This window comes from Streptomyces sp. NPDC048479 (assembly GCF_040651435.1).
Lineage (GTDB): Bacteria > Actinomycetota > Actinomycetes > Streptomycetales > Streptomycetaceae > Streptomyces.
The window spans coordinates 141,160-165,201 of record NZ_JBEZKA010000008.1; the positions used below are offsets into that span (position 1 = coordinate 141,160).

A 24,042-nucleotide genomic window follows, 5' to 3' on the forward strand; every position below is an offset into this window, starting at 1 on the left:
CAATGCTCGGCTACTGCTTGGCCACGAATACATGCGAGGCCACATCGGCCGCCAGCTCCGCCGCCTCGCCGCTGCTGCCCACGAGCACTCCGCCCGCGGACTCCGTCACGCTGACCACCGAACCGGGCTGCACGCCCGCCCGCCGCAGCGTGTACATCAGCTGGGCGTCCGTCTGGATCGGCTCGCCGATCCGCCGTACGACCACGGTCTTGCCGTCCGCGCCCGGGTCCAGGTCCGCCAGCGAGACCATGCCGTCGTCCAGGAACGGGTCGGCCTCCGCCTTCTCGCCCAGCTCCTCGAGGCCCGGGATCGGGTTCCCGTACGGCGACTCGGTCGGGTGGCGCAGCAGCTCCAGAACGCGCCGCTCCACCGCCTCGCTCATCACATGCTCCCAGCGGCACGCCTCCGCGTGGACCTGCTCCCACTCCAGGCCGATCACGTCGACGAGCAGACACTCGGCCAGCCGGTGTTTGCGCATCACGCGCGTCGCCAGCCGCCTGCCCTCGCCGGTCAGCTCCAGGTGGCGGTCGCCGGCGACCGTCACCAGGCCGTCGCGCTCCATACGCGCCACGGTCTGGCTGACCGTCGGACCGCTCTGGTCGAGCCGCTCGGCGATCCGGGCGCGCATGGGCACCACACCTTCCTCTTCGAGCTCGAGGATGGTGCGGAGATACATCTCCGTCGTGTCGATCAGTCCGGACATACGTGCCCCTCGATGCTGTGACTTGAAAACAGTCGTGCGCTGGCCCTGACTCAATTCTGACGCATCCCACTGACAACCGTGCCGTGCCGGGGCAAGCCATCGGGAAGCCGTCGGGCTCGGGACGCCTCTCCCCGAGTCCGTTCCCTGTGCTCTGTTCCCTGAGCCCGTACGACCGCTCGTACGCGAAGCTGTATTGACAGGGCAATGGTCCAGACCGCAACGTGATCCGCGGCACGGGTATTCCCGCCGCGGTGCGCAGCTGCGGTTCCCCCTCCCCGGAAAGGCTCGGCGATGAGCGAGAGCAAGTTGGCCGGTCAGTTCTTCGACGCCGCGATCGGTCTGCTGCAGCGTGCGCGGGACGAGGAGGCGGCGAACATCGCCGACGCCGGGGTCGCGATCGCGGACACCGTCGCCGCGGGCGGTCGCCTCTTCGCTTTCGGCGCCGGGCACTCCTCGCTCGCCGCGCAGGACGTCGTCTACCGGGCCGGCGGCCTCGCCCTGATGAACCTGCTCGCCGTGCCCGGCGTCGTCGGTGTCGACGTCATGCCGGCCACGCTCGGCTCGGCCCTCGAGCGTGTGGAGGGGCTCGCGGGCGCCGTCCTCGACTCCAGCCCCGCCAAGGCCGGCGACGTCCTCGTGATCATCTCGCTCTCGGGGCGCAACGCGCTGCCCGTCGAGATGGCCATGAACGCCCGCGCGCTCGGGCTCAAGGTCATCGGCGTGACGTCGGTGGCGTACGCGGAGGGCACCGGATCCCGGCACGTCTCCGGCACCTTCCTCAAGGACCACTGCGACATCGTCCTCGACTCCAAGATCGCGGTCGGCGACGCGGAGCTCACCCACGAAGGCATCGAGGCGCCCTTCGCACCCGCGTCGACTGTCGTCACCAGCGCGCTGATGCAGGCGACGATGGCGGCTGCGGCGGAGCAACTGGTCGAGCGAGGCATCGAGCCGCCGCTGCTGCGCTCGGGCAACGTGGACGGCGGGCACGAGTGGAACGGTCGCGTGATGACGGAGTACGGGGACCGGATCTTCTTCCGACACTAGGGTTGCCCCCTCAGCGCCAAACCCCGCCGCCCTTGCGGCCCCCGTCGACCCCGCCGCCCTTGCGGGCCCCGTCGACCCCGCCGTCAGGCGTCGGCCTGCCCGCCCGCCAGCCGTGCCAGGTCCAGCGCCGACGCCGCCAGAACCGCCACGCTCTCCGCGTACACCGCGTCCGGGCGTTCGAACGCCGGGCGGCTCGCCCCGCGCAGAAACGTCACCACGCCCAGCGTCCGGCCCCGGCTCCGCAGCACCGTGCACAGCGCGTGCACCGCGTCCCGCGGCCACTGGCGCTCCGCCGCCCAGTCGCCCGCCATCGCACCCGCGGCCGCGCTCGCCCGGACCGAACCGATGCGGTCCGCCGCCTGGAACGCCGGGTGGCCCTGCGGGTAGCGCACCGGAATGCCCGCACCCGCCACCGGCACACACGGGCCCGGCGCACCCGAAGGCGTTGCCGCGACGCGCACCAGCCGCTCGCCGTCCGCCTCCAGCAGATCGATCAACGCATGGTCGGCGAAACCCGCGAGCGCGAAGTCCAGATACGCGGTCGCCGCCTCCATCGCGTCCTCACACTCCGCGGCGGCACGCCCGGCCCGGTGCAGCTGGCTCGACCGGAACCGCTGCCGGTCCGCCTCCTGCTCGGCCAGCTTTGCCTCGGTCACATCGTGGAACAGCCACCCCACCCCGAGCGGAACAGGCTCCTCCGCGAGCGGCGAGGCCAGCCGCAGGAACCCACTGCGCAAGCACCGCCGCCGCTCACCCTCGGCCGTGCCCAGCGTCACCCACAACTCCGCCAGCCCCCGCGGCGCCCCCTCCGCCAGCACATGGTGGAGCGCGCCCTCCAGCTCCTCCACCCCCTGGACGACCAGCTCCCCGAGCGGCCGCCCGAGCGATGAGGTACGTCCGGCGCCCAGCACCCGCGCCGCATAGTCGTTGACGACGGTCGGACGCAGATCCACATCGACCAGTACGACGCCCCAGGACGCGTCCTCGAACAGCGCCTCGCTCAACGCGATCGACCGCTCCAGATCGATCTGCGCATGCACCTCGCTGAACGCGCAGTACACCCCGGCCGGCTTGCCGTCCGCGCCGAGCACCCGCGCCGACTGGGTCCGTACGAGAACACGCCCGCCGTCCTTGCGCAGCAGCGCGAACTCATGCACGGTCCGCCCCGGCGCGTCCATCGCGGCCATCAGCCGCCCCTGCACCTCTACGGCATCGGCGCTCCGCACCGCCCATCCGGCGAACCCACGCCGCCCCACCGCCTCCTCGGGCGCCCAGCCGAGAATCCGCTCGGCCTCGCGGTTCCAGTGGGTGATCGTGCAGTCCGCGTCGAAGGCACAGAGCGCGGCATCCATCCCGTCGAGCAGGGCGGCAAGCAGCTCCGCCCCCGGCACCGGCCCGGTCTCCGGCGAACCCACGCCGCCCCGCTCCGGCTCGTCGGGCCCGAGCGCATTGGTGGTCTCACTCCTGGAAGCACTCATCCTGGACCCCCTGCAGGACGCATCCACACATGCTTTTTGCACCTCGGATCATTCAACTGGAACGTGACGCAGCGCACACTCTGTTCCCGAAAATCGTTGCCTCCGGGAAATTGGGTTGTGGCCTCCTGGACCGCTTCCTAAGGTGTTGGTCACACGGTGAAAGGAGGTGATCCGGAAGTGATTTCGTTTCGGATGCGTGAGGTGACTGCGGGCTGACGGCCCGTCGTCGCACTCTGTGTGCAGCCGACAGAACCGTCGGCCGAAATACCTAGCAGTCACCGACCCGCGGGCTCGCCGGCACATCCGGCCGGCCCCTCCGCAAGGAGGGACCAGAGCCCGCGGGTTTCTGCGTTCCCGGGGCAGCCCCCGGCATGTCGCAGCCGCCGCCTCGCGAGCGACTCAGGGTGACAGTCGTTCCACCTGCCACACGGACCCGGCACGGACATACCGCAGCCGGTCGTGCAGCCGGTTCTCGTGGCCCTGCCAGAACTCCACCGCCTCCGGCTCGACCCGGTAGCCGCCCCACTCCGGCGGCGCCGGGACCTGCTCGCCCTCCGGGTAGCGGGCCGCCAGCTCCTCGTACGTGCGCAGCAGTTCCTCCCGCGAGGCGATCACCGAGGACTGGGCGCTGGCCCAGGCGCCGAGCTGAGAGCCGTGCGGGCGGGTGCGGAAGTAGGCGACCGTCTCATCGCGGCCGATGCGGGACGCCGTGCCGGTGACGATGACCTGGCGGGCCAGACCGTGCCAGGGGAAGAGCAGCGAGATGTACGGATTGGCGGCGAGCTCGCGGCCTTTGCGGGAGGCGTAATTGGTGTAGAAGACGAAGCCGCGCCCGTCGAAGTGCTTCAGCAGTACGGTGCGCGACGACGGGCGACCGTCGGGTGCGGCCGTGGAGACGATCATGGCGTTCGGCTCGCGCAGACCGCCGGACGCGGCGTCCCGGAACCAGCGGGCGAACTGGTCCATGGGCGTGGACGCCAGATCTGACTCCAGGAGCGCGGTGGAGCGGTACTGCTCCCGCATGACGGCGGGGTCATGAGAAGCGGAATCCGGAGCCGGGGCGGCGGGATCCCGGTCCGGGGCAGCGGGATCCGAGTTCGGAGTGGCGGGATCCGAGTTCGGTGCGGCGTAGTCGGTCACGGGGGCCATCCTGCCGCAGTGAGCGAGTTTGCCCGGCACGGAGTGCCCCTAATCCTCCCCGGCCGAAATGGGGCAGTGTGCCGGATGTCACGCTTCCCCGCATCAGCCGGACCCGCCAAAATCTTGGGTCGGGCCACTGTGGCCTCCATACAGCAGGGGATATCGTCCTGCCTTCCCGACGGTTTGGGTGACCACCAGCCGCGCGGGGCATCACCGGGGTGACCGACCCACCACCGTCGTACGCATCTTGAGGAGCCGCCTGATGTCCGACTTCGTACCAGGACTCGAGGGAGTCGTCGCGTTCGAAACGGAGATCGCCGAACCCGACAAAGAGGGCGGCTCTCTCCGCTACCGGGGCGTCGATATCGAGGATCTGGTGGGCCACGTCTCCTTCGGGAACGTGTGGGGCCTGCTCGTCGACGGCGCCTTCAACCCCGGCCTGCCCCCGGCCGAGCCCTTCCCCATCCCGGTGCACTCCGGCGACATCCGGGTCGATGTGCAGTCGGCGCTGGCGATGCTCGCCCCGGTGTGGGGTCTTAAGCCGCTGCTGGACATTGACGAGGCGACGGCCCGGGACGACCTGGCGCGGGCCGCGGTGATGGCGCTGTCGTACGTCGCCCAGTCGGCGCGCGGCCAGGGCCTGCCGATGGTCCCGCAGAAGGAGATCGACAAGGCGCAGTCCGTCGTCGAGCGCTTCATGATCCGCTGGCGCGGGGAGCCGGACCCGCGGCACGTCAAGGCGGTCGACGCGTACTGGACGTCGGCTGCCGAGCACGGCATGAATGCCTCCACGTTCACCGCCCGGGTCATCGCGTCCACCGGCGCGGATGTGGCGGCCGCGCTGTCGGGTGCGGTCGGCGCCATGTCGGGGCCGCTGCACGGTGGCGCGCCGTCCCGTGTGCTCGGCATGATCGAGGAGATCGAGCGCACGGGTGACGCGACCGCGTATGTGAAGCGGGCCCTGGACAAGGGCGAGCGGCTGATGGGCTTCGGGCACCGGGTCTACCGGGCCGAGGACCCTCGGGCGCGCGTGCTGCGCCGTACGGCCAAGGAGCTGGACGCGCCGCGCTTCGAGGTGGCGGAGGCGCTGGAGCGGGCCGCGCTGGAGGAGCTGCACAACCGTCGCCCGGACCGCGTCCTGGCGACGAACGTGGAGTTCTGGGCCGCGATCATGCTGGACTTCGCGGAGGTCCCGGCGCATATGTTCACGTCGATGTTCACCTGTGCCCGTACGGCGGGTTGGTCGGCGCACATCCTGGAGCAGAAGCGCACGGGCCGGCTGGTGCGTCCGTCCGCGCGGTACATCGGGCCTGGGTCGCGGAACCCGCGCGAGATCGTCGGCTTCGACGACATCGCGGACTGACCTCGCGGACCGACCTTCCGGACTTACGTCCCGAGGAAGCTGCGCTACGGGGCCGAGTCCCTGGTCGCAGGGGTACGGCGCCGTTCGCGTGCCCTCGTCACGCCGGGACGAGCAGGTCCTGGTGGTGGCGGCCGGCCACCTGCGGGTGGGCCCGCAGCCAGCCCTTGAGCTCGTTGCGGCCGTACTCGGCGAAGAGCGGGTTGGCCGGGTCGGCGGTGACACCGGGCGCGTCCGCCGCGTGCGGGAAGGGCACCGGGGCGATCCGGGCGTCCAGCCGCGGGTTGTAGAAGAACGGCACGGAGTAGCGCTCGGTGGCCCCGGCCGGGCTGACCACACGGTGGTTGGTGGCCAGCAGATAGCCGTTGGTGGCGACTTCGAGGAGCTCGCCGAGGTTGACGACGAAGGCGCCGGGGATCGGCGGCACCTCGTGGAAGAGCCCGTCGCCGCGCTGCACCTGGAGGCCGCCTATCTCGTCCTGGTGGAGCAGCGTGAGGAAGCCGTAGTCCTTGTGGGCGCCGACGCCCTGGTCGCTGCCGTCGCCCGCGCTGCCCGGGTAGCGGACCAGCTTGAGGTGCAGATGGGGCCGGTCGGCGAAGATCTCGTCGTAGAAGTCCGGGGGCGCGCCGATGGCGGCGAGCAGCTCGTGCAGCAGCTTGTGCGCGACGCCGCTGAGCCGGTCGATCCAGCCGAGCGCGGCGGTGCGCAGGGCCGGGAGGGCGGCGGGCCACTGGTTGGGGCCTTCCAGCCACCAGTAGCCGGGCTCTCCGGGTGCGGGGATGTGTGCGGGGCGTTCGGCGCCGATGTCGAGCTGGTCGCGCCAGTCGCGGCTGCCGCCGGTGCGTTCGTCGCCGGTGCGGGTGTAGCCGCGGAAGTGGGGCGAGTTGAGGTTGGAGACGGCGAGCCGGTCCGCCTCCGGGAGGGCGAAGAAGGCCCTCATCGCGCCGGTGAGGGCGGTGGTCTCGGCCTCGCTGACGCCGTGGCCGATGAGCTGGAAGAAGCCGACGTCGTGGGCGGCGCTGTGGAGCTGCGCGTGGAGCAGCGCGCGGGACTGGGGGCCTCGGTCGGCTGCGGAGAGGTCGATGACGGGAAGCTGCAAGTACGACATGGGTACGTCCGCTGAGGTGTGTCCCGGCCGCCGCTCCCGGCGATGGCCGGGACACGTACCGCCGACGGGCCGCCTGGGTGGGGCGGAGCCGGGGTGACCGGGTGGGGTGGAGAGGGGGGCTGGGTCAGACGGAGCGTCGACAGCCCATGCTCGTCACGCGGACGTAGTCCACGTGGCGGCGGCGTACAAGCAGAAGCATTGGCCCAGGATACTGCGGAGGGGCAGGGACGCCAGTGGCCCGTGTCACAGCCCCGGGCCAGGGTGGGGTGGGCCGCCTCTGTGAGGGATCAGCCCAGCGCCTCGTCCAGCAGTGCCGCCCACTGGGCCACCACTCTCCGACGGCGCGCGGTGTCATCCGTGAGGAGGTTGGCGAGGCCCAGGCCGCGGGCCATGTCGAGCAGGCCCTGGACCGTTTCGCGTACGCCGGGCCGTGACTCGTCCGCGTCCAGCAGCTGGACCGCGATCCGATGGGTCTCGCGGCCGACGCGCGCCTCCAGCTCCGTGACGCGCGAACGCAGTTGCTCCTCGTTGGACGCGGCGACCCACAGCTGCAGGGCGGCCCGGAAAAGCGGCCCCGTATAGAGGTCGACGAGGGCCGCGACGAGCGCCGTCCGGTCCTGTGTCGCCAGCTCCCGCAACGCCTGCGAGCGCTCCTCCGCGACGTACTCCACCGCCGCCGTGAACAGATCCTCCCTGGTCGGGAAGTGGTGCTGGGCCGCACCCCGCGAGACCCCGGCCCGCTCGGCGACCACCGCGACGGTCGAGCCCGCCCAGCCGCGCTCGGCGAGGCAGGACACCGCGGCCTCGAGCAGCCGCTGCCGGGTGGCCCGGCTGCGGTCCTGCTTGGGAGGTGTCACAACACCCATGCGGGGTCCCGTCGTTCGAGGAAAGCGGTCATGCCCTCGCGTGCTTCCGCCGACGCGAAGAGCGAGGCCGAGCGCTGGACCAGGTCTTCGGCGTCCCGGTCGAAGGTCTCCAGCACCCTAGCCGCGAGCAGCTGTTTCGACGCGGCCAGACCCTGCGGGGAGGCTCTGCGCAGCCCGTCCAGCAGGGGGCCGAGCGCGACGTCCACATCGTCGGCGGCGAGCGTGATCAGTCCGATGCGGGCCGCTTCCGCCGCGTCGAAGCGTTCGCCGGTGAGGTAGTAGCGCTCGGCCGCGCGCGGGTCCAGGCGCGGCAGCAGCGGCAGCGAGATCACGGCGGGCGCGACCCCGATGCGTACCTCCGTGAAGGCGAAGTCCGCGGCGCTCGTGGCGGCGGCGATGTCGCAGGCGCCGAGCAGACCGAGGCCCCCGGCCCGTACATGGCCGGCGACACGGGCCACCACGGGCTTCGGCAGCGTGACGATCTGCCGCAGCAGACCGACGAAGGTGTACGGATTGGGCGGGGCCTTCAGATCGGCGCCCGCGCTGAACGTGGAACCGGTGTGGGTGAGGACGACGGCCCGTACGGTCTCGTCCTTGCCGCAGTCGGTCAGTGCCTGCGCCAGCTCGCCGACGAGCCGCGCCGACAGGGCGTTGCGGTTCTCCGGGGAATCCAGCGTCAGGGTGGTGATGCCGCGCTCGTGGGCGGTGGCGACCAGCGTCACGTGTTCTCCCTCTCCCGGTCCCTCAGTTCACGCCTGAGGATCTTTCCCGAGGCGGCGCGCGGCACGCCGCCGATGAACTCGACGCGGCGGACCTTCTTGTACGGCGCCACGCGCTCGGCGACGTAGGCGAGGACGTCGTCCTCGGTGAGGTCCTCCGCGGCCCGCTGCCGTACGACGTACGCCTTCGGGATCTCGTTCCCGTCCGCGTCGTACACCCCGATCACCGCCGCGTCGGCGACGCCTTCGTGGGTGAGCAGCAGCGCCTCCAGCTCGGCGGGTGCGACCTGGAAGCCTTTGTACTTGATGAGTTCCTTGACCCGGTCGACGACGAAGAGCCAGCCGTCGGCGTCGACGCGCCCGATGTCGCCGGTGTGTACCCAGCCGTCGGCGTCGATCATGTCGGCGGTGGCGTCGGGGCGGCCTAGGTAGCCCTTCATCACCTGCGGTCCGCGGATCGCGACCTCGCCCTCCTCGCCGACGCCGACGTCCTTGCCGGGGTCGGCGAGGGAGAGTATCCGCATCTCGGTGTTGGGCAGGAGCTGTCCTACGGCCCCGGGCGGCGGGGCCGCCGCGGCCAGCGGCACAACGTGTGTGCCGGGTGAGAGCTCGGTCATGCCGTACGCCTGCAGGACCGGCGGCAGTCCCAGCCGGGTCGAGCAGGCCTGTGCCAGCAGCGCGTCGAGCGGGGCCGCGGCGCTGACGATGTACTCGAGCGACGACAGGTCGTACTGCGCGACGGCCGGGTGCTTGGCGAGGGCGAGGACGATCGGCGGGGCGACGTACAGGCCGTTGATGCGGTGCTTCTCGATCGTCGCGAGGAAGGTGTCGAGCTCGAAGCGGGGCAGTACGACGACAGTGGCGCCGTGGCTGAGCGGGGCGTTCATCAGGGCGGTGAGGCCGTAGATGTGGAAGAAGGGCAGCACGGCGAGGATGCGGTCGCCGGGGCCCATCGGAATCATCGGGTGGAGCTGCGCGAGGTTGGTCGCGATGGAGCGGTGGGTGAGCATGACGCCCTTGGGGACGCCGGTGGTGCCGGAGGAATACGGCAGGGCCGCGACATCCTCGGACGGGTCGATGGTGATGTCCGGCTCGGGTGCGGTCGAGCCGAGCATGTCGAGGATGCTCACATGCCCGTCGGAGCGGTCGCAGACGAAGATCTCCTCGATGCCGGCGACGAGTTCGGCGGCCCGGCGGGCGACCCCGAGGAGCGGTGAGACGGTGACGATCCAGCGGGCGGAGGAGTCGCGGAGCTGTTTGGCGAACTCCTCCGCCGTGGCGAGCGGATGGACGGTGGTGACGGAGGCACCGGCGCGCGTGGCCCCGTAGAAGACGGCGGGGTACGCGACGGTGTTGGGGCTGTGCAGGGCGAGGACATCGCCCTTGCGCAGACCCGCGTCGGCGAGCGAGGCGGCGATCCGGCGGTGGAAGGTGTCGAGCTGGGCGTACGTGAGGGTGGTGCCGTTCACGCCGTCGACCAGGGCGATCGTGTCGCCGTACTCGGCGGTGGCCCGGCCGAGCACCACGTCGTGGATCGGCTCGGCGACTGCGGGAACGTCTGCGTACTCGCTGTGGAACACCATTGCGGCCCCCTCGGCTCTGTGGACGGCCAGAATCCCCCGTCTCAGTACGACTTGGGGAGACCCAGGGACTGGTGGGATACGTAGTTGAGAATCATCTCGCGGCTGACCGGGGCGATCCGGGCGACGCGGGCGGCGGTGATCAGGGATGCGAGGCCGTACTCGCGGGTGAGGCCGTTGCCGCCGAGGGTGTGCACGGCCTGGTCGACGGCCTTGACGCAGGCTTCGCCGGCGGCGTACTTGGCCATGTTGGCTGCCTCACCGGCGCCGATGTCGTCGCCGGCGTCGTAGAGGGCGGCGGCCTTCTGCATCATCAGGCGGGCGAGTTCGAGCTCGATGTGGGCCTGGGCGAGGGGGTGGGCGATGGCCTGGTGGCCGCCGATGGGCTGCTTCCAGACCTGGCGGGACTTCGCGTAGTCGATGGCTTTGGTGAGTGCGTACCGGCCCATGCCGATGCCGAAGGCGGCGGTCATGATGCGCTCGGGGTTGAGCCCGGCGAAGAGCTGGAGGAGCCCGGCGTCCTCGTCGCCCACGAGGGCCTCGTCGGGGAGGTGGACCTCGTCCAGTACGAGCTCGAACTGCTTCTCCTGGGCCTGGAGTTCCATGTCGATCTGCGAACGCTGGAAGCCGCGCGCCTCGCGGGGGACGATGAAGAGACAGGGCTTGAGTTTGCCCGTGCGCGAGTCCTCGGTACGGCCCACGATGAGGGTCGCGTCGGCGATGTCGACGCCCGAGATGAAGACCTTGCGGCCGTTGAGGATCCAGCCGTCGTCGGACTTGCGGGCGGTGGTGGTGATCCGGTGGGAGTTCGACCCGGCGTCGGGCTCGGTGATGCCGAAGGCCATGGTGAGGCTGCCGTCGGAGAGACCGGGGAGCCAGGTGCGCTTCTGTTCGTCGGTGCCGAAGCGGGCGATGACGGTGCCGCAGATGGCGGGTGAGACGACCATCATGAGGAGCGGACAGCCGGCGGCGCCCAACTCCTCCAGAACAATGGACAGTTCCTGCATCCCACCGCCTCCGCCGCCGTGCTCCTCGGGGAGGTTCACGCCGAGGTAGCCGAGCTTGGCGGCCTCGGCCCACAGCTCTTCGCGTACGTATCCCCGGCCGTGCCGCTGCCCGAGTGCGGCAACGGCGGTACGCAGTGCGGTGTGTTCCTGGCTCTCGATGTTCATGACGCTGTCTCCTCCTGTGTGGCTGGCGCCACTACTTCGTTGACGACGGCGAGCAGAGCACCGACCTCGACCTGACGGCCGGGTACGGCGTGGAGCGCGGTGAGAATGCCGGAGGCGGGCGACACGATGCGGTGCTCCATCTTCATGGCCTCCAGCCAGACAAGCGGCTGCCCCTCTCTCACCCGGCTCCCTTCGGCGAGCCCTTCGCCGACCCGGACGACGGTCCCGGGCATGGGCGCGAGCAGCGAACCGGGCCGGGTCCGGTCCTGGGGGTCGGCGAACCGGGGCTGTACGGCGAGGGAGTGGGCGCCGGTGGGGCTGTCGACGTGGACGTGCCCGTCGCCGTGATCGGTGACGTCGAAGTGCCGTACGACTCCGTCGATCTCCAGCCGTACGCGGCGGGCGTCGGTGGTGACGACGCGGACGCCGGGATCGTCGACGAGTTCGAACCCGCCGCGGGTGGGGCGGTAGCGGACCTCGCGGTCGCCGTAGACCTTGAGCTGCGCCTGGGACGGCAGGTTCCGCCAGGCGCCGAGCCGTGCGGTGACGGTTGTGCCGGGGCGGCTCACGGCATCCGCGAGGGCGGCGGCGACGGCCGCGTGGCGCTCTCCTTCGGCGGGCGCGGTGAGCGCGTCGAGGTTGCGCTCGTAGAACCCGGTGTCGAGCTGCGCGCCGATGAATTCGGGGTGCTCCAGGGACCGTACGAGCAGCTCCCGGTTGGTGACGGGCCCGTGCAGGCGCGCCCGCCGCAGGGCGTGGGCGAGCCGCCGCACGGCTTCGTCGCGGGTGGGCGCCCAGGCGATGACCTTGGCGATCATGGGGTCGTAGTGCACGCCGATGGAGTCACCGGCGGTGTATCCGGTGTCGACGCGCAGACCGGGGGCGGCTCCAGGGACCGCCAGCTCGTGCAGCACCCCCGTCTGCGGTGTCCACCCCTTCGACGGGTCCTCCGCGTACAGCCGCGCCTCCACCGCGTGGCCGTTCGCCGGTGGCGGGGTCTTGGGCAGCGCCGAGCCTTCCGCCACGCGCAGCTGCAGCGCCACCAGGTCGAGGCCGAACACCGCCTCGGTGACCGGGTGTTCCACCTGGAGGCGGGTGTTCATCTCCAGGAAGTGCGGCCGGCCCTCCGGCGAGACCAGGAATTCCACCGTTCCCGCGCCCCGGTAACCCACCGCCCGCGCCGCCGCGACCGCCGACTCGTGCAGCGTCGCGACCAGCGCGGCCGGCAGGCCCGGCGCCGGGGACTCCTCGATGACCTTCTGGTGCCGGCGCTGGAGCGAGCAGTCGCGGGTGCCCAGCGCCCACACCGTGCCGTACGCGTCCGCCAGGACCTGCACTTCCACATGGCGGCCGCGTTCGATGTACGGCTCCAGGAACACCTCGCCGTCACCGAACGCCGACGCCGCCTCCGACGCAGCTGCCTCCAGCTCGTCGCTCAGAGCCGCGAGTTCGCGGACGACGCGCATGCCCCGGCCGCCACCACCCGCCGCCGCCTTCACCAGCAGCGGCAGGTCCGCCTCCGTGACCGTCGCCGGGTCGAGCGGCGCGCCGCCCATCAGCTCCTTCGCCCGCGTCTTGGACGCCATCGCCTCGATGGCGGAAGGCGGCGGGCCGATCCACATCAGCCCCGCGTCCGCCACCGCCCGTGCGAACTCCGCGTTCTCGGACAGGAAGCCGTACCCCGGGTGCACCGCATCCGCGCCCGCCGCCAGCGCCGCCTTCACGATCAGGTCGCCGCGCAGATACGTGTCCGCGGGCGCAGCGCCCGGCAGCCGTACCGCCGCGTCCGCCTCCCGGACATGCAACGCCGACACGTCCGCGTCCGAGTAGACCGCGACCGTCGCGATCCCCAACTCCCGGCACGTACGGAACACCCGGCACGCGATCTCGCCCCGGTTGGCGACAAGAACAGAAGAGATCATCACTGCCTCACTCACTGCCTCACATCCGGAAGATGCCGAAGCCGCCGCGCGCGCCTTCGACCGGTGCCGTGTGGATCGCGGACAGACAGAGCCCCAGCACAGTCCGCGTATCGCGCGGGTCGATGACCCCGTCGTCGTACAGCCGCCCCGAGAGGAACATCGGCAGCGACTCCGCCTCGATCTGCTGCTCCACCATCGCCCGCAGACCGGCGTCCGCCTCGTCGTCGTACGGCTGGCCCTTCGCCGCCGCCGACGCTCGGGCGACGATCGACAGCACACCCGCCAGCTGCTGCGGCCCCATCACCGCGGACTTGGCGCTCGGCCAGGCGAAGAGGAACCGCGGGTCGTACGCCCGCCCGCACATGCCGTAGTGCCCGGCCCCGTACGACGCGCCCATCAGCACCGACAGATGCGGGACGCGCGAGTTGGACACCGCGTTGATCATCATCGCGCCGTGCTTGATGATGCCGCCCTGCTCGTACTCCTTGCCGACCATGTAGCCGGTGGTGTTGTGCAGGAAGACCAGCGGCACATCGCGCTGGTTGGCGAGCTGGATGAACTGCGCCGCCTTCTGCGACTCCGCGCTGAACAGCACGCCCTGCGCATTGGCCAGCACACCCACCGGATAGCCGTGTAGCGACGCCCACCCGGTGACCAGGCTCGGCCCGTACAGCGGCTTGAACTCGTCGAAGTCCGAGCCGTCGACGATCCGTGCGATCACCTCGCGCGGGTCGAAGGGTGTGCGCAGATCGCCTGGCACGATGCCGAGGAGCTCCTCCTCGTCGTACTTGGGCGCCGCGGCGGGACCCGGATCGGCGTGCGCCTTGCGCCAGTTGAGGCGGGCGACGATCCGCCGGGCCTGCCGCAACGCGTCCGCCTCGTCGAGGGCGAAATAGTCGGCGAGGCCTGACGTGCGGGCGTGCATCTCCGCGCCGCCGAGCGATTCGTCGTCGCTCTCCTCACCCGTCGCCATCTTCACCAGCGGCGGTCCGCCGAGGAAAACCTTCGACCGCTCCTTGATCATGATGGTGTGGTCGGACATACCGGGGACGTACGCCCCGCCCGCCGTCGAGTTCCCGAAGACGACCGCGATCGTCGGGATGCCGGCCGCCGACAGCCGGGTGATGTCCCTGAAGAGCGCCCCGCCCGGGATGAAGATCTCCTTCTGGGAGGGCAGATCCGCGCCGCCGGACTCGACGAGAGAGATACAGGGCAGACGGTTGGCGTACGCGATCTCGTTGGCGCGCAGGGCCTTCTTCAGCGTCCAGGGGTTGGACGCCCCGCCGCGCACCGTCGGATCGTTCGCGGTGATCAGGCACTCGACGCCCTCCACCACACCGATGCCGGTGACCATCGACGCACCCAACGGATAGTCGCTGCCCCAGGCGGCGAGCGGGGACAGCTCGAGGAAAGGCGTGTCGGGGTCGAGGAGCAGCTCGATGCGCTCGCGCGCCAGCAGCTTGCCGCGCCCCCGGTGCCGGGCGATGTACTTCTCGCCGCCGCCCGCGAGCGCCTTGGCGTGCTCGGCGTCCAGCTCGGCGAGCTTGCCGAGCATGGTCTCGCGGTGGACGGCGAATTCGGGGCCCGCGGGGTCGAGGGCCGAGGCGAGCACGGTCACAACAGTTCCTCCGGGATGTCGACGTACCGCGAGCGGAGCCACTCGCCGAGCGCCTTCGCCTGCGGGTCGAAGCGGGCCTGAGCCGCGACGCCTTCGCCGAGGATCCCCTCGACCGTGAAGTTCAGGGCGCGCAGATTCGGCAGGACATGGCGTACGACCTTCAGCCCTGCGGTCTCCGGGAGCAGCGCGCGGAAGCGGTCCACGGTCAGTTCGTGGGCGAGCCAGCGCCAGGCGTCGTCGGTCCTGGCCCACACCCCGACATTGGCGTCGCCGCCCTTGTCGCCGCTGCGGGCGCCGGCGATCAGGCCGAGCGGAGCGGCGCGGCGGGGCCCGGCGGTGTCCAGTGCCGGCGGCAGCGCACCGGCCTCTTCCAGGTGACCGACTTCCCTCGTACATAGGGGAGTCGGCACGGCCACCCGTCGCCCGTCCGGCAGTACGGCCGTGTGCGCCACCTCGGCCAGGTCCACATACTCGGCCTCGAAGACACCGTACGGCGCGCCCTTCCCGGGCGGTGCCGTCACATGGAAGCCCGGGTAGCTGCCGAGCGCCAGCTCGATCGCCGCGCCGCTCACCGCGCGCCCGACCTTGTCCGGGTCGCTGTCGCGGACCACGAGGCGCAGATACGCGCTGGCCCGCTCCTCGGTGTCGCCGTCCGGCCGCTCGGTGCGGGCCAGCTCCCAACGCACCTCCGCCGGACGGGATTTGCCGAAGGCCTCCGCCAGCTGCTCCTGCACCAGACGTGCCTTGGCCTCGATATCGAGTCCGGTGAGTACGAACACGACCTCGTTGCGCCAGCCGCCGAGCCGGTTGAGTCCGACCTTCAGCCGGGGCGGCGGGGCCTCGCCGCGTACGCCGGAGATCCGCACCCGGTCCGGTCCGTCCTGCGCCAGCCGTACGGTGTCGAGGCGGGCGGTGACGTCCGGCCCGGCGTACCTCGCGCCTCCGGTCTCGTACAGCAGCTGCGCGGTGACCGTGCCGACGTCCACGAGGCCGCCCGTGCCGTCGTGCTTGGTGATGACGCAGGTGCCGTCGGCGTGGATCTCGGTGAGCGGGAAGCCGGGGCGGCGTACGTCATGGCCGCTGAAGAACGCGTAGTTGCCGCCGGTGGCCTGGGTGCCGCATTCGAGGACGTGACCGGCGACGACCGCGCCCGCGAGCGCGTCGTAGTCCTCGGGCCCCCAGCCGAAGTGCGCGGCCGCTGGTCCGGTGACCAGGGCGGCGTCGGTGACCCGGCCGGTGACGACGACATCGGCCCCGGCTCGCAGGCACTCGGCGATACCGGCGCCGCCGAGGTAGGCGTTGGCGCTGAGGGCGTCCGGGAAGCGGGCGGCGAGGTCGTCGCCCTCGACGTGCGCGACCTGGACCGGGACGCCGACCCGGTCGGCGAGCTCGCGTACCGCGGTCGCCAGCCCCGCCGGGTTGAGCCCGCCCGCATTGGCGACGATCTTCACATTGCGCTCGTGGGCGAGCCCGAGGCTCTCCTCCAACTGCTTGAGGAAGGTCTTGGCGTAGCCGAGGCGGGGGTCCTTCAGCCGGTCGCGGCCGAGGATGAGCATGGTGAGTTCGGCGAGATAGTCGCCGGTCAGTACGTCCAGCGGCCCGCCGGTGAGCATCTCCTTCATCGCGTCGAAGCGGTCGCCGTAGAAGCCGGACGCGTTCCCGATCCGCAGCATCACGCCGCCTTGGGGTCGCGGCCGGATCCCGCAGGTCCTGCGAAGGCCTGCGCGATGTCCAGCCAGCGGTCGGCGTCGGCGCCCTGGGCCCGTACGGCGAGATCGTCGCGATGGGCCCGCTGCGTGACCAGCAGACAGAAGTCGAGCGCGGGACCGGTGACGCGCTGCGCGGCGTCCTCGGGGCCGTACGCCCAGAGCTCGCCGCCGGGCGCGGTCAGCTCCACCCGGAAAGGATCGGCCGGCGGCGTCAGCCCCCGTACTCCGAAGGCGAAGTCGCGCGCCCGGATCCCGATGTAGGCGACATGCCGCAGCCGTGCGGATGGTTCGCGCACGACGCCGAGCGCGTCGGCGATGTCCTGTCCGTGCGCCCAGGTCTCCATCAGCCGCCCGGTCGCCATCGACGCGGCGCTCATAGGCGGCCCGTACCAGGGGAAACGGGCGCCGGCCGGGGCCTGGCGCAGAGCCTGTTGCAGCCGCTCGCGGCCGTCGCGCCAGCGTGCCAGCAGCTGACCGGGCGGCAGCGCGGCGCCCGCCTCGGCGCCCTCGTCCACGAAGGAGTCCGGCGCGCCGAGGGCCTTCTCGACCTGGGCGGCGAAGGCCTCGGGGTCGGTGACGGCCAGCAGCGCGGCGGCGTCGGTCCAGGCGAGGTGGGCGATCTGATGGGCGACGCTCCAGCGCGGCGCGGGCGTCGGCCCCGCCCATTGTGCGGGGTTCAACTCCCCGACCAGCAGGTCGAGTTCATCGCTTTCGCTACGCAAGTCGTCGAGTACGACGGCCGGGTCGGACACGGTGCGCTCCCTCGGGACACGACGTTGTGTGTCCCGGAGCATGGCAGCGCACGGAGAAACAAGCAAGCATGCTTGCTTGATTACTGAGTCTTTCTGGCCACCTGCGTCCGTACCGCGCCCATGCTCGCCGCGATGACCAGCGCGATCGCCAAGGCGTCGACCATGGAAAGGTCCTGATGCAGTACGAGGAACCCGGCCGTGGCGGCGATCGCCGGCTCCAGGCTCATCAGCACTGCGAAGGTCGGGGCGGGCAGCCGGCGCAGCGCGAGCAGCTCCAGGGTGTACGGGAGTACGGACGACATCAGCGCGACGGCGAGCCCGAGACCGAGCGTGGACGGCACGAGCAGCGTGGATCCGGCCTCCGCGATCCCGAGCGGCAGACTCAGTACGGCGCCGACCGCCATGGCCAGCGCAAGCCCGTCGGCCTGCGGGAAGCGCCGCCCGGTGCGGGCGCTGAAGACGATGTACGCGGCCCACATCGCGCCCGCGGAGAGCGCGAACAGCGCGCCAACGAGGTCGAGCCGGTCGAAGCCGCCGCCGCTGAGCAGGACCACGCCGCCGAGCGCGAGGCCCGCCCAGACGAGATTGACCAGCCGCCGCGACACGATCACCGACAGCGCCAGCGGGCCGAGGACCTCGAAGGTGACAGCGGCACCGAGCGGGATGCGGTCGACGGCCTGGTAGAAGAGGACGTTCATGGCGGCCATGGCGGCACCGAAGGCGACAACGGTGCCCCAGTCGGCGCGCGAGTGCCCGCGGAGTGTCGGCCGGCAGACGACGAGCAGGACGAGCGCGGCGAGCACGAGCCGGAGGGTGACGACACCGAGAGCTCCGGCTCGCGGCATGAGCAGTACGGCGACGGAAGCGCCGAACTGGACGGACAGCGCACCGGCGACGACGAGGGCGACGGGGCCGAGGGTGCGACGGGACCGCGTGGCGCGACCGGTGCCGGTGCCGTCGCCGCTGCCGTCGCCGCTGCCGGGGCCGGGGCCGGGGCTTTCGGCGGCATCCAGGGCTGCGGCGGCCTCGAGCTCGCCCGTGACGACAGTGGTACGGGTTTCGTCCACCGCACACCTCCCTGACTGATTCCGGCCGCCGACCCCCTCCACGCTACGGGCGTGGGCTCGCTGCGTGAAATACCAATTGGGCTGGGGTTATGCTCCAGACGCATGAGCATCGAGCTGCGCCATCTCCGCTGTTTCCTGGCCATCGCGGAGGAGTCCAGCGTGACCGGGGCGGCGGTCCGGCTGCACCTGGCCCAGCCCACCGTCTCGCGCGCTCTCGCGGCGCTGGAAAAGCATCTCGGCATCCGGCTCGTCGACCGCTCCACCCACCATCTCGCCCTCACCGCCGAGGGCAGGGCCTTCCGCGACAAGGCGGCGGCCGCGGTGACCGCGTTCGACGAGGCGCTGGACCCCGGCCGGCTGCGCAGGTGGCCGCTGCGGCTCGGGCACGCCTGGTCCGCCCTCGGTCCGTACACGACCCCCTTGCTGCGCCGCTGGCAGCAGGACCACGCCGACACGCCGCTGGAACTCCTCCGCATCGACGACCGCACGGCGGGCCTGTCCCGCGGCGAGGTCGACGCGGCGGTGCTGCGGGGCCCGGTGGACACGCCCGGCCTGGTCACCGAGCTGCTCTTCACCGAGCCCCGGGTGGCGGCGGTGACGTCGGACGGCCCCCTGGCCGCGCACGCCTCCTTGACCCTCGCGGAAGTGGCGGGCGGGCCGGTCATCCTGAACACGGTCTCGGGCCTGACGACTCTCGACCTCTGGCCGCCGGAGAGCCGCCCGACGTCCACGCTCACGGTCGCCAACACGGACGACTGGCTCACGGCGATCGCGGCGGGCCGGGGCACGGGGGTCTCGGTGGCCTCCACCTCCTCGATGCACCCGCACCCGGGCGTGACGTACCGCCCTCTGTCGGACGCACCGCCGGCTCCGGTGCTGCTGGCATGGCGCGAGTCGGCGCCGCATCCGGCGGTTTCTCAACTGGCGGCGCTGGCGCGGGAGGTGGCTGCCCCGTAGTGAGCTGTACCCCCACATGGGTGACACGGTCCCGGTTTCCCGTTCCCTCAACTGTGATCCCTTGACCCTTGGGTCCCAACCTCGGGAGCATCGAGCAGGACATGCGGCACTGGCAACAGGGGAAAGGGGAACCCGGACGATGAAGGTCTCCAAGCTGGTCAGCACGTGCGATCTCAAAGACTGTCCGACGTTGTACACCACCGACCGGGACACGCTGCTGGTGCAAGGGGAGACGCCCGCCGACCACGGGCTACGCATTCCCGCCCATGAGACTCTCGTCGAGATTCCGATGGAGCTTATTCGGAAGGCGATTCGTGAGCAGCTCATCTAAGACGTTCGCGGAGCTGTTCGACACCTTCGACCGGGAAGCCTTCCGACTCGAGACCCTGGACGACTACGGCAAGTCAGGAAACGTTGACGCTTTCCAGTCATTCCTGGCGGGCGAGCCGCAGCCTGAGGACTACAACGCGGACTGGGTGGCCGAGCTGCACTCACACATAAGCAAGGGCAAGCGCGTGTATCGCGTGCACATCCTGTCCCGTCCGCTGACTCCCTATCTTCGCTTTGAGCTCGGTTGGGGCTACCAGAAGAACATGAGCGGAGGCGAGCAGTTCTTCGTCCTCGACACGACCGAGCAGCCGCACCCTCTTGAGGGCGTTCCCGACTTCTGGCTCTTCGATTCGACGGACACAGCAGTGCTGGGGTACGACGAGGTCGGGGCGTTTCTCGGCGCAGAGGTTCTCGAGGCAGCGCGAGCACGCGAGTTCGTCGAGTATCGGGAGAGGGCGCTGGCTCATTCAGAGCCGTTCACCGACTGGTGGGCCAAGTACGGGGAGTGAACAGAGCGCAGCTTGGAGCCGCACTGCGGGCACTACGAGAAGCATCCGGAAAGGAAGCCAAAGCAGTGGCCCGCAGTGCACTCATGTCTCCATCCAAGCTGTCCAAGATTGAGAACGCGAAACTTCAGCCGAGCACAACGGATGTGCAACGTGTCCTTACCGCCATTGGTGTGTCGGACGAGATAAAGGCGGAGTACACCGAAGCAGCGCGGACTGCGGCCACCGAGGCGACGGCGTGGAGGCTGTTGAAGCGAGCCGGGATTCACAAGGGCCAGCAAGCCACAAAGGCTCTTGAGGCTCAAATGTCAATGCTGAGGTTGTTCCAACCGGCGCTGGTTCCAGGGTTGCTTCAAACGCCGGAGTACATCAGGGCCGTTCTGCAACGGCACAACCTGAGCGAAGAATCCTTGACCCGCACTCTCAGCGGAAGACTTGAACGACAGGCCATCCTCTACGACAACACAAAGAAGTTGCGGTTCATTATCACGGAACCTGTTCTCCGCTGGCGGATTGTCGCAGCACAGATGATGGCCGCACAGCTGGACCGGATCATCTTCATGTCCAGGCTCCCCCACGTGGACATCCGCATAGTTCCTCTGGAAGCGCGGCAGCACGACATAGCCAACCACGCCTTTGTGATCCGAGATGACCGCATGGTCACCGTAGAAACCGTTCACGCCGAGGTCGTCGTGACCGATCCAAGGGACGTTGCCCTCTACGTACAGAAGTACGAGGGCTTCGAGCACATGGCGCTGTCCGGCGATGCAATGAGGAGCATGATCGAGGCCATCCGGGACGGATTCTTGCGGGAACAGGAAACAGACTAGAGCGTCCTCTCTGCTGGCCCCACGATGAACCCATGCCGCAAGAGATGTCTGACCAGCCGCCCATTACCAAGGGCTGGCGAATGGACCCCATTCCGAGTCGCCCCGCCTACAAGGATGACGACGGGAACGTCCGTATTCCCATCTGGCTGACGAAGAACGGTCGGCACACGGCGGACACGGAAATGGTCCTCCTACCCTCCGAAGCCGAGTTGCTGAACGAGCGTCTGACCGACGCCATCGGCGGCCCCAGGTCGACCTTGCAAGCGCTCCTCCACGCCTCGGTCATTGCCCGCGGCCCCGGCGTCACCGTCGTGTCCAAGCTCCCCCATTCCGCCTGAGGGGGGCCCGCACCACCACAACTTCCGCCCGGCACGGGCGGGGGACGGCCACGCCCGGTGGCCGACAAACGATGAGGAAGGCACACCCATGCAAAACGGAACCGACCTGTACGCGCTCGCCATCGACTGCGCCGCATTCGCCAAGGCATGCGGCGGCAACACCCACCCCGACGGCGAGACCTGCGTGACCCTCGCCCGGATCGGCCGGGATGCCTGGGCGCTGGGTGACAGCAAGCGGCCAGGCATGGAGCCGTTGCGCTTCACCACGGCCGAGCTGGACGCCGCCGGGATCGCGCCCGAGCGGTTCGGCCTCTCGGCCTAGAAGCACCCCAGCCGGCCTCGGCCCCCGCCCCCAGGGGCCGAGGCCTCCAACCACACCGAACGGGGTGCCAGTTGCACCATCACGGCTACCTCTGGACCGGTCCGAAGCAACGGTTCGACCAGGAAGGCCTGCGCCGCCCCCCACACCGCGATCCGCCTCCGGCCGGCAGCAAGCCGGAGCTGATCCAGCGGTACCGCGACATCCTCGCCGACTTCCCCGTATCCGATCTGCCACCCCTCGAGACGGCCCACTGGCTCATGAAGCCCCAGGCAATGATCCGTGGGACGTGGGACGAGCCGAAGAGGGCTGCGGAATGGCTCGGTGAGCGACTGACCGAGTACGCGCCACGCTTCGCTTCCCCATCGGACCGGGACACCACGCGCATCACTGCGCTGATCAACTCCGCTGCTGAGCATCTTGGTCGAGGCGGCGACCTGTCCGTGGGCCTCTACCTCGAACGTCCGGCATTCCTGTCACTGGCCCTGGTGACGTGCTCCCCCAACCGCACCTCGCCCGATATCCCCTGCCCCACTTGCTAGATGAGAAGGAGGCTGCCCCGTGTCCGTTGATGGCTCCGGCCCTGTCCTGTTGGACGGTGCCGAATGGAAGGCGTACTTCCGGAACTTCAAGCGCTCCGCGTTCCGGCTCGAGGTGCACCAGGTGTACACGATGCCAACGGAGGCCGAGACGTTCCGTAGTTTCCTCGCCGGTGAGTCCAAGCCGGTCGACTTCAATGCAATTTGGCACCAGACGATCCGGGCGCAAACGTCGTCGGGCCTCACCTGGACCCGGGCCAAACTGGTCGGCAGGCCGTTGACGGACTACAGCCGCTACCTCTTCGGGTGGGGCATCCCGGGAAATGTCGAGGCCGGGGAGGACTACCGGATCGTGGACGTGACGGAACGGGAAGTCGAGCTGCCGAATCAGGACTTCTGGATGTTCGACGAAACGACCGTGGTGCACCTGAACTACCGGCCGGACGGGACGCAGATCAACCGTGAGCTGGTCGAATCCCCCGACATCGGCCAGTACCTCGCATGGCGCGACCTCGCCCTGGAGATCTCCATTCCCTTCAGCGGCTATCGAATCTGAGCATCATCGATCAAGAGGCCGGAAAGCAAGGTGTAGGTCCTCGATGATTCCACCTTGCCGCCCGGATTCCGGCCGCTGGATCACCCAGCCAGATCCCGGACCCGCACCACGCCGTCCCGCCCCACGATCAGCGCGACCTGAGGACCGACGGCCTGCAGGACGATGCTGCGGGCCGACATGTCGGCGACCCGGTGCCGGACGGCGTCGCCTGACGACCTGACGCCCTGCCCGCCCCGCCCGCATATGAGTGAGACAGCAGGCCCCCCGGTCATGTCCGTGGTAGGCAGGGCCGTATGAAGCGCGACGAGCTGTTGTGGTTCCTTCGCAGGTACAAGCTTGCCGTCCAGGCGACAGTGACCCCGGACGGAGCACCCCAGGCCGCGGTCGTCGGGTTCGCGGTCAGTGACGAGCTCGAGATCGTCTTTGACACCGTCGAGACGACCCGCAAGTGCTTCAACCTGCGTACCGACCCCCGCATCGCGCTCGTGATCGGCTGGGACGACGCGATCACCATGCAGATCGAGGGCGTGGCGGACTTCCCCACCGGCCCCGAGCTCGAACGCCTTCAGCAGTGCTACTTCGCCGCGTATCCCGACGGCCGGGACCGTCTCACCTGGCCCGGCATCACCCATGTGCGGGTACGGCCGACCTGGGTGCGGTACAGCGACTTCACTCAGGACCCGCCACACATCGTCGAGCTGCCCCTCCCATAACCGGTCAGCCGTCAGGACGCCGGTGTCAGGGCGGGCTTGGCCACGAGCTGCCCATTCTTCTCGCAACCCAGGTTCTTCGCGAGTGCGAGGGAAGCTGAATTCAGGATCGTCAAACTGTTCTCACGAACCTTCTGGGAATTTCTTTCAGGCTCAGTACGATACTTGAGCTCACCCCGAATTATCGCCGGAGAACCCTCACTGCCTGACAGTTTCTTACTTACGCACTCGTTGTAAAGAATGGCTTTATCGGCCTTGGCAAATGCCTTTCGGCCAATTTTGTACTTCGTGAATTTCGGATCATCGCCACCGACTGCCACATTCTTCTCGTCGGTCAGAGAATAGGCGATCTCCAGGTCGAACGCCGCACCGGACTGGACTGTGTACACCTTGCATAGAATATGGTCCTTCGCCCAGGTGTCGGCCGAGGTCGAGTAATCCTCGACGATGCTCTTGGCAACATCTTGCAGGTCACCCTCCGAGGAGAGTTGCGAGAACTCCTTCACGCCGGAGACGGTTTCGATCGCTTGACCTGCGTCAGCCGAAAAGGCTCCATCGCAGAGCTGCTTGGAGCTCACTGAATCCTTGCCGTGATCGGGCTCATCCTTGCCGTAGTCGCACGCCGCGAGGACAAGAGGAGTAAGCAGGGCAAGCAATATCGCGCCAACTTGCCTCACCGGGAATGTCATGTGAACCACTTTCAGCCCGTAACCGAG

At 69.8% G+C, this 24,042-nt stretch carries 25 protein-coding genes; 11 read left to right on the plus strand and 14 right to left on the minus strand.

Translation table 11 applies throughout. The annotated features are described in order from the left end of the window. Window positions 1-10: 10 nt before the first annotated feature. The gene (locus AB0D12_RS15105; RefSeq protein WP_362681638.1) at window positions 11-703 is read right to left on the minus strand and encodes a metal-dependent transcriptional regulator; all 693 of its coding nucleotides are present in this window, start codon (window positions 701-703) and stop codon (window positions 11-13) included. Window positions 704-994: 291 nt separating this feature from the next. On the opposite strand from AB0D12_RS15105, the gene AB0D12_RS15110 reads away from it, so the two are divergent. Next, a complete protein-coding gene (locus AB0D12_RS15110; protein ID WP_362681641.1) occupies window positions 995-1,750 on the plus strand; it encodes an SIS domain-containing protein in 756 nt (251 codons plus the stop codon). Between the two features lie 83 nt (window positions 1,751-1,833). On the opposite strand, the gene AB0D12_RS15115 is transcribed toward AB0D12_RS15110, so the two are convergent. Then, entirely contained in the window at window positions 1,834-3,228 is a 1,395-nt protein-coding gene (locus tag AB0D12_RS15115) for a PAS domain-containing protein (protein WP_362681644.1), read from the minus strand. Between the two features lie 399 nt (window positions 3,229-3,627). Next, complete coding sequence (gene pdxH, locus AB0D12_RS15120; protein ID WP_362681647.1) at window positions 3,628-4,251, minus strand: pyridoxamine 5'-phosphate oxidase; 624 nt, start codon at window positions 4,249-4,251, stop codon at window positions 3,628-3,630. Between the two features lie 379 nt (window positions 4,252-4,630). Between pdxH and AB0D12_RS15125 the strand changes: the two genes are divergently transcribed. Beyond that, entirely contained in the window at window positions 4,631-5,731 is a 1,101-nt protein-coding gene (locus AB0D12_RS15125) for a citrate synthase 2 (RefSeq protein ID WP_362681650.1), read from the plus strand. A 97-nt stretch (window positions 5,732-5,828) separates the two neighbouring features. On the opposite strand, the gene AB0D12_RS15130 is transcribed toward AB0D12_RS15125, so the two are convergent. The 10 genes from AB0D12_RS15130 to AB0D12_RS15175 form a co-directional block, all read right to left on the minus strand. Beyond that, window positions 5,829-6,836 carry a 2-oxoglutarate and iron-dependent oxygenase domain-containing protein gene (locus tag AB0D12_RS15130; RefSeq protein WP_362681653.1) on the minus strand — a complete coding sequence of 336 codons (1,008 nt, stop codon included), beginning with the start codon at window positions 6,834-6,836 and terminating at the stop codon, window positions 5,829-5,831. Between the two features lie 287 nt (window positions 6,837-7,123). Then, window positions 7,124-7,702, minus strand: coding sequence for a TetR/AcrR family transcriptional regulator (locus tag AB0D12_RS15135; protein ID WP_362681656.1), 579 nt, complete (start codon window positions 7,700-7,702; stop codon window positions 7,124-7,126). Beyond that, window positions 7,690-8,424 (minus strand): enoyl-CoA hydratase family protein, encoded by a 735-nt coding sequence (locus AB0D12_RS15140; protein ID WP_362681659.1) that lies wholly within the window; start codon window positions 8,422-8,424, stop codon window positions 7,690-7,692. The genes AB0D12_RS15135 and AB0D12_RS15140 overlap by 13 nt, the downstream gene beginning before the upstream one ends. Beyond that, window positions 8,421-10,004 carry an AMP-binding protein gene (locus tag AB0D12_RS15145; protein WP_362681662.1) on the minus strand — a complete coding sequence of 528 codons (1,584 nt, stop codon included), beginning with the start codon at window positions 10,002-10,004 and terminating at the stop codon, window positions 8,421-8,423. The genes AB0D12_RS15140 and AB0D12_RS15145 overlap by 4 nt, the downstream gene beginning before the upstream one ends. A gap of 41 nt (window positions 10,005-10,045) precedes the next feature. Then, window positions 10,046-11,173: an acyl-CoA dehydrogenase family protein gene (locus AB0D12_RS15150; protein ID WP_362681664.1), complete on the minus strand. Its 1,128-nt coding sequence runs from the start codon at window positions 11,171-11,173 to the stop codon at window positions 10,046-10,048. Next, a complete protein-coding gene (locus tag AB0D12_RS15155; RefSeq protein WP_362681667.1) occupies window positions 11,170-13,095 on the minus strand; it encodes a biotin carboxylase N-terminal domain-containing protein in 1,926 nt (641 codons plus the stop codon). The genes AB0D12_RS15150 and AB0D12_RS15155 overlap by 4 nt, the downstream gene beginning before the upstream one ends. A 19-nt stretch (window positions 13,096-13,114) precedes the next feature. Next, window positions 13,115-14,713 carry a carboxyl transferase domain-containing protein gene (locus AB0D12_RS15160; protein ID WP_362681670.1) on the minus strand — a complete coding sequence of 533 codons (1,599 nt, stop codon included), beginning with the start codon at window positions 14,711-14,713 and terminating at the stop codon, window positions 13,115-13,117. After that, the gene (locus AB0D12_RS15165) at window positions 14,710-16,386 is read right to left on the minus strand and encodes an acyclic terpene utilization AtuA family protein (protein WP_362681673.1); all 1,677 of its coding nucleotides are present in this window, start codon (window positions 16,384-16,386) and stop codon (window positions 14,710-14,712) included. The genes AB0D12_RS15160 and AB0D12_RS15165 overlap by 4 nt, the downstream gene beginning before the upstream one ends. Continuing rightward, complete coding sequence (locus tag AB0D12_RS15170) at window positions 16,386-17,174, minus strand: TIGR03084 family metal-binding protein (protein WP_362681676.1); 789 nt, start codon at window positions 17,172-17,174, stop codon at window positions 16,386-16,388. Before AB0D12_RS15170 ends, AB0D12_RS15165 begins: the two co-directional genes overlap by 1 nt. Before the next feature lie 80 nt (window positions 17,175-17,254). Next, a complete protein-coding gene (locus AB0D12_RS15175) occupies window positions 17,255-18,241 on the minus strand; it encodes an EamA family transporter (RefSeq protein WP_362681679.1) in 987 nt (328 codons plus the stop codon). 102 nt (window positions 18,242-18,343) lie between these two features. Here AB0D12_RS15175 and AB0D12_RS15180 point away from each other — a divergent pair, with 102 nt between their 5' ends. From AB0D12_RS15180 to AB0D12_RS15220, 9 genes are all read left to right on the plus strand, one after another. Next, window positions 18,344-19,198: a LysR family transcriptional regulator gene (locus tag AB0D12_RS15180; RefSeq protein ID WP_362681682.1), complete on the plus strand. Its 855-nt coding sequence runs from the start codon at window positions 18,344-18,346 to the stop codon at window positions 19,196-19,198. 139 nt (window positions 19,199-19,337) lie between these two features. After that, window positions 19,338-19,529, plus strand: a complete 192-nt coding sequence (locus AB0D12_RS15185; protein WP_362681685.1) for a hypothetical protein — start codon at window positions 19,338-19,340, stop codon at window positions 19,527-19,529. Continuing rightward, window positions 19,513-20,037, plus strand: coding sequence for a DUF6879 family protein (locus AB0D12_RS15190; protein ID WP_362681688.1), 525 nt, complete (start codon window positions 19,513-19,515; stop codon window positions 20,035-20,037). The genes AB0D12_RS15185 and AB0D12_RS15190 overlap by 17 nt, the downstream gene beginning before the upstream one ends. Continuing rightward, complete coding sequence (locus AB0D12_RS15195) at window positions 20,034-20,864, plus strand: helix-turn-helix transcriptional regulator (RefSeq protein ID WP_362681691.1); 831 nt, start codon at window positions 20,034-20,036, stop codon at window positions 20,862-20,864. Before AB0D12_RS15190 ends, AB0D12_RS15195 begins: the two co-directional genes overlap by 4 nt. A 32-nt stretch (window positions 20,865-20,896) precedes the next feature. Next, window positions 20,897-21,202 carry a hypothetical protein gene (locus tag AB0D12_RS15200; RefSeq protein WP_362681693.1) on the plus strand — a complete coding sequence of 102 codons (306 nt, stop codon included), beginning with the start codon at window positions 20,897-20,899 and terminating at the stop codon, window positions 21,200-21,202. Between the two features lie 88 nt (window positions 21,203-21,290). Continuing rightward, on the plus strand, window positions 21,291-21,524 hold the full coding sequence (locus AB0D12_RS15205) for a DUF397 domain-containing protein (RefSeq protein WP_362681696.1): 234 nt from the start codon (window positions 21,291-21,293) through the stop codon (window positions 21,522-21,524). A gap of 71 nt (window positions 21,525-21,595) precedes the next feature. Next, window positions 21,596-22,063 carry a hypothetical protein gene (locus AB0D12_RS15210; RefSeq protein WP_362681699.1) on the plus strand — a complete coding sequence of 156 codons (468 nt, stop codon included), beginning with the start codon at window positions 21,596-21,598 and terminating at the stop codon, window positions 22,061-22,063. Window positions 22,064-22,082: 19 nt separating this feature from the next. After that, window positions 22,083-22,616 carry a DUF6879 family protein gene (locus AB0D12_RS15215; RefSeq protein ID WP_362681702.1) on the plus strand — a complete coding sequence of 178 codons (534 nt, stop codon included), beginning with the start codon at window positions 22,083-22,085 and terminating at the stop codon, window positions 22,614-22,616. Between the two features lie 293 nt (window positions 22,617-22,909). Beyond that, window positions 22,910-23,329, plus strand: coding sequence for a pyridoxamine 5'-phosphate oxidase family protein (locus tag AB0D12_RS15220; protein ID WP_362681705.1), 420 nt, complete (start codon window positions 22,910-22,912; stop codon window positions 23,327-23,329). 11 nt (window positions 23,330-23,340) lie between these two features. Here AB0D12_RS15220 and AB0D12_RS15225 read toward each other — a convergent pair whose 3' ends face one another. Further along, the gene (locus tag AB0D12_RS15225; protein WP_362681708.1) at window positions 23,341-24,015 is read right to left on the minus strand and encodes a hypothetical protein; all 675 of its coding nucleotides are present in this window, start codon (window positions 24,013-24,015) and stop codon (window positions 23,341-23,343) included. Window positions 24,016-24,042 lie beyond the last annotated feature (27 nt).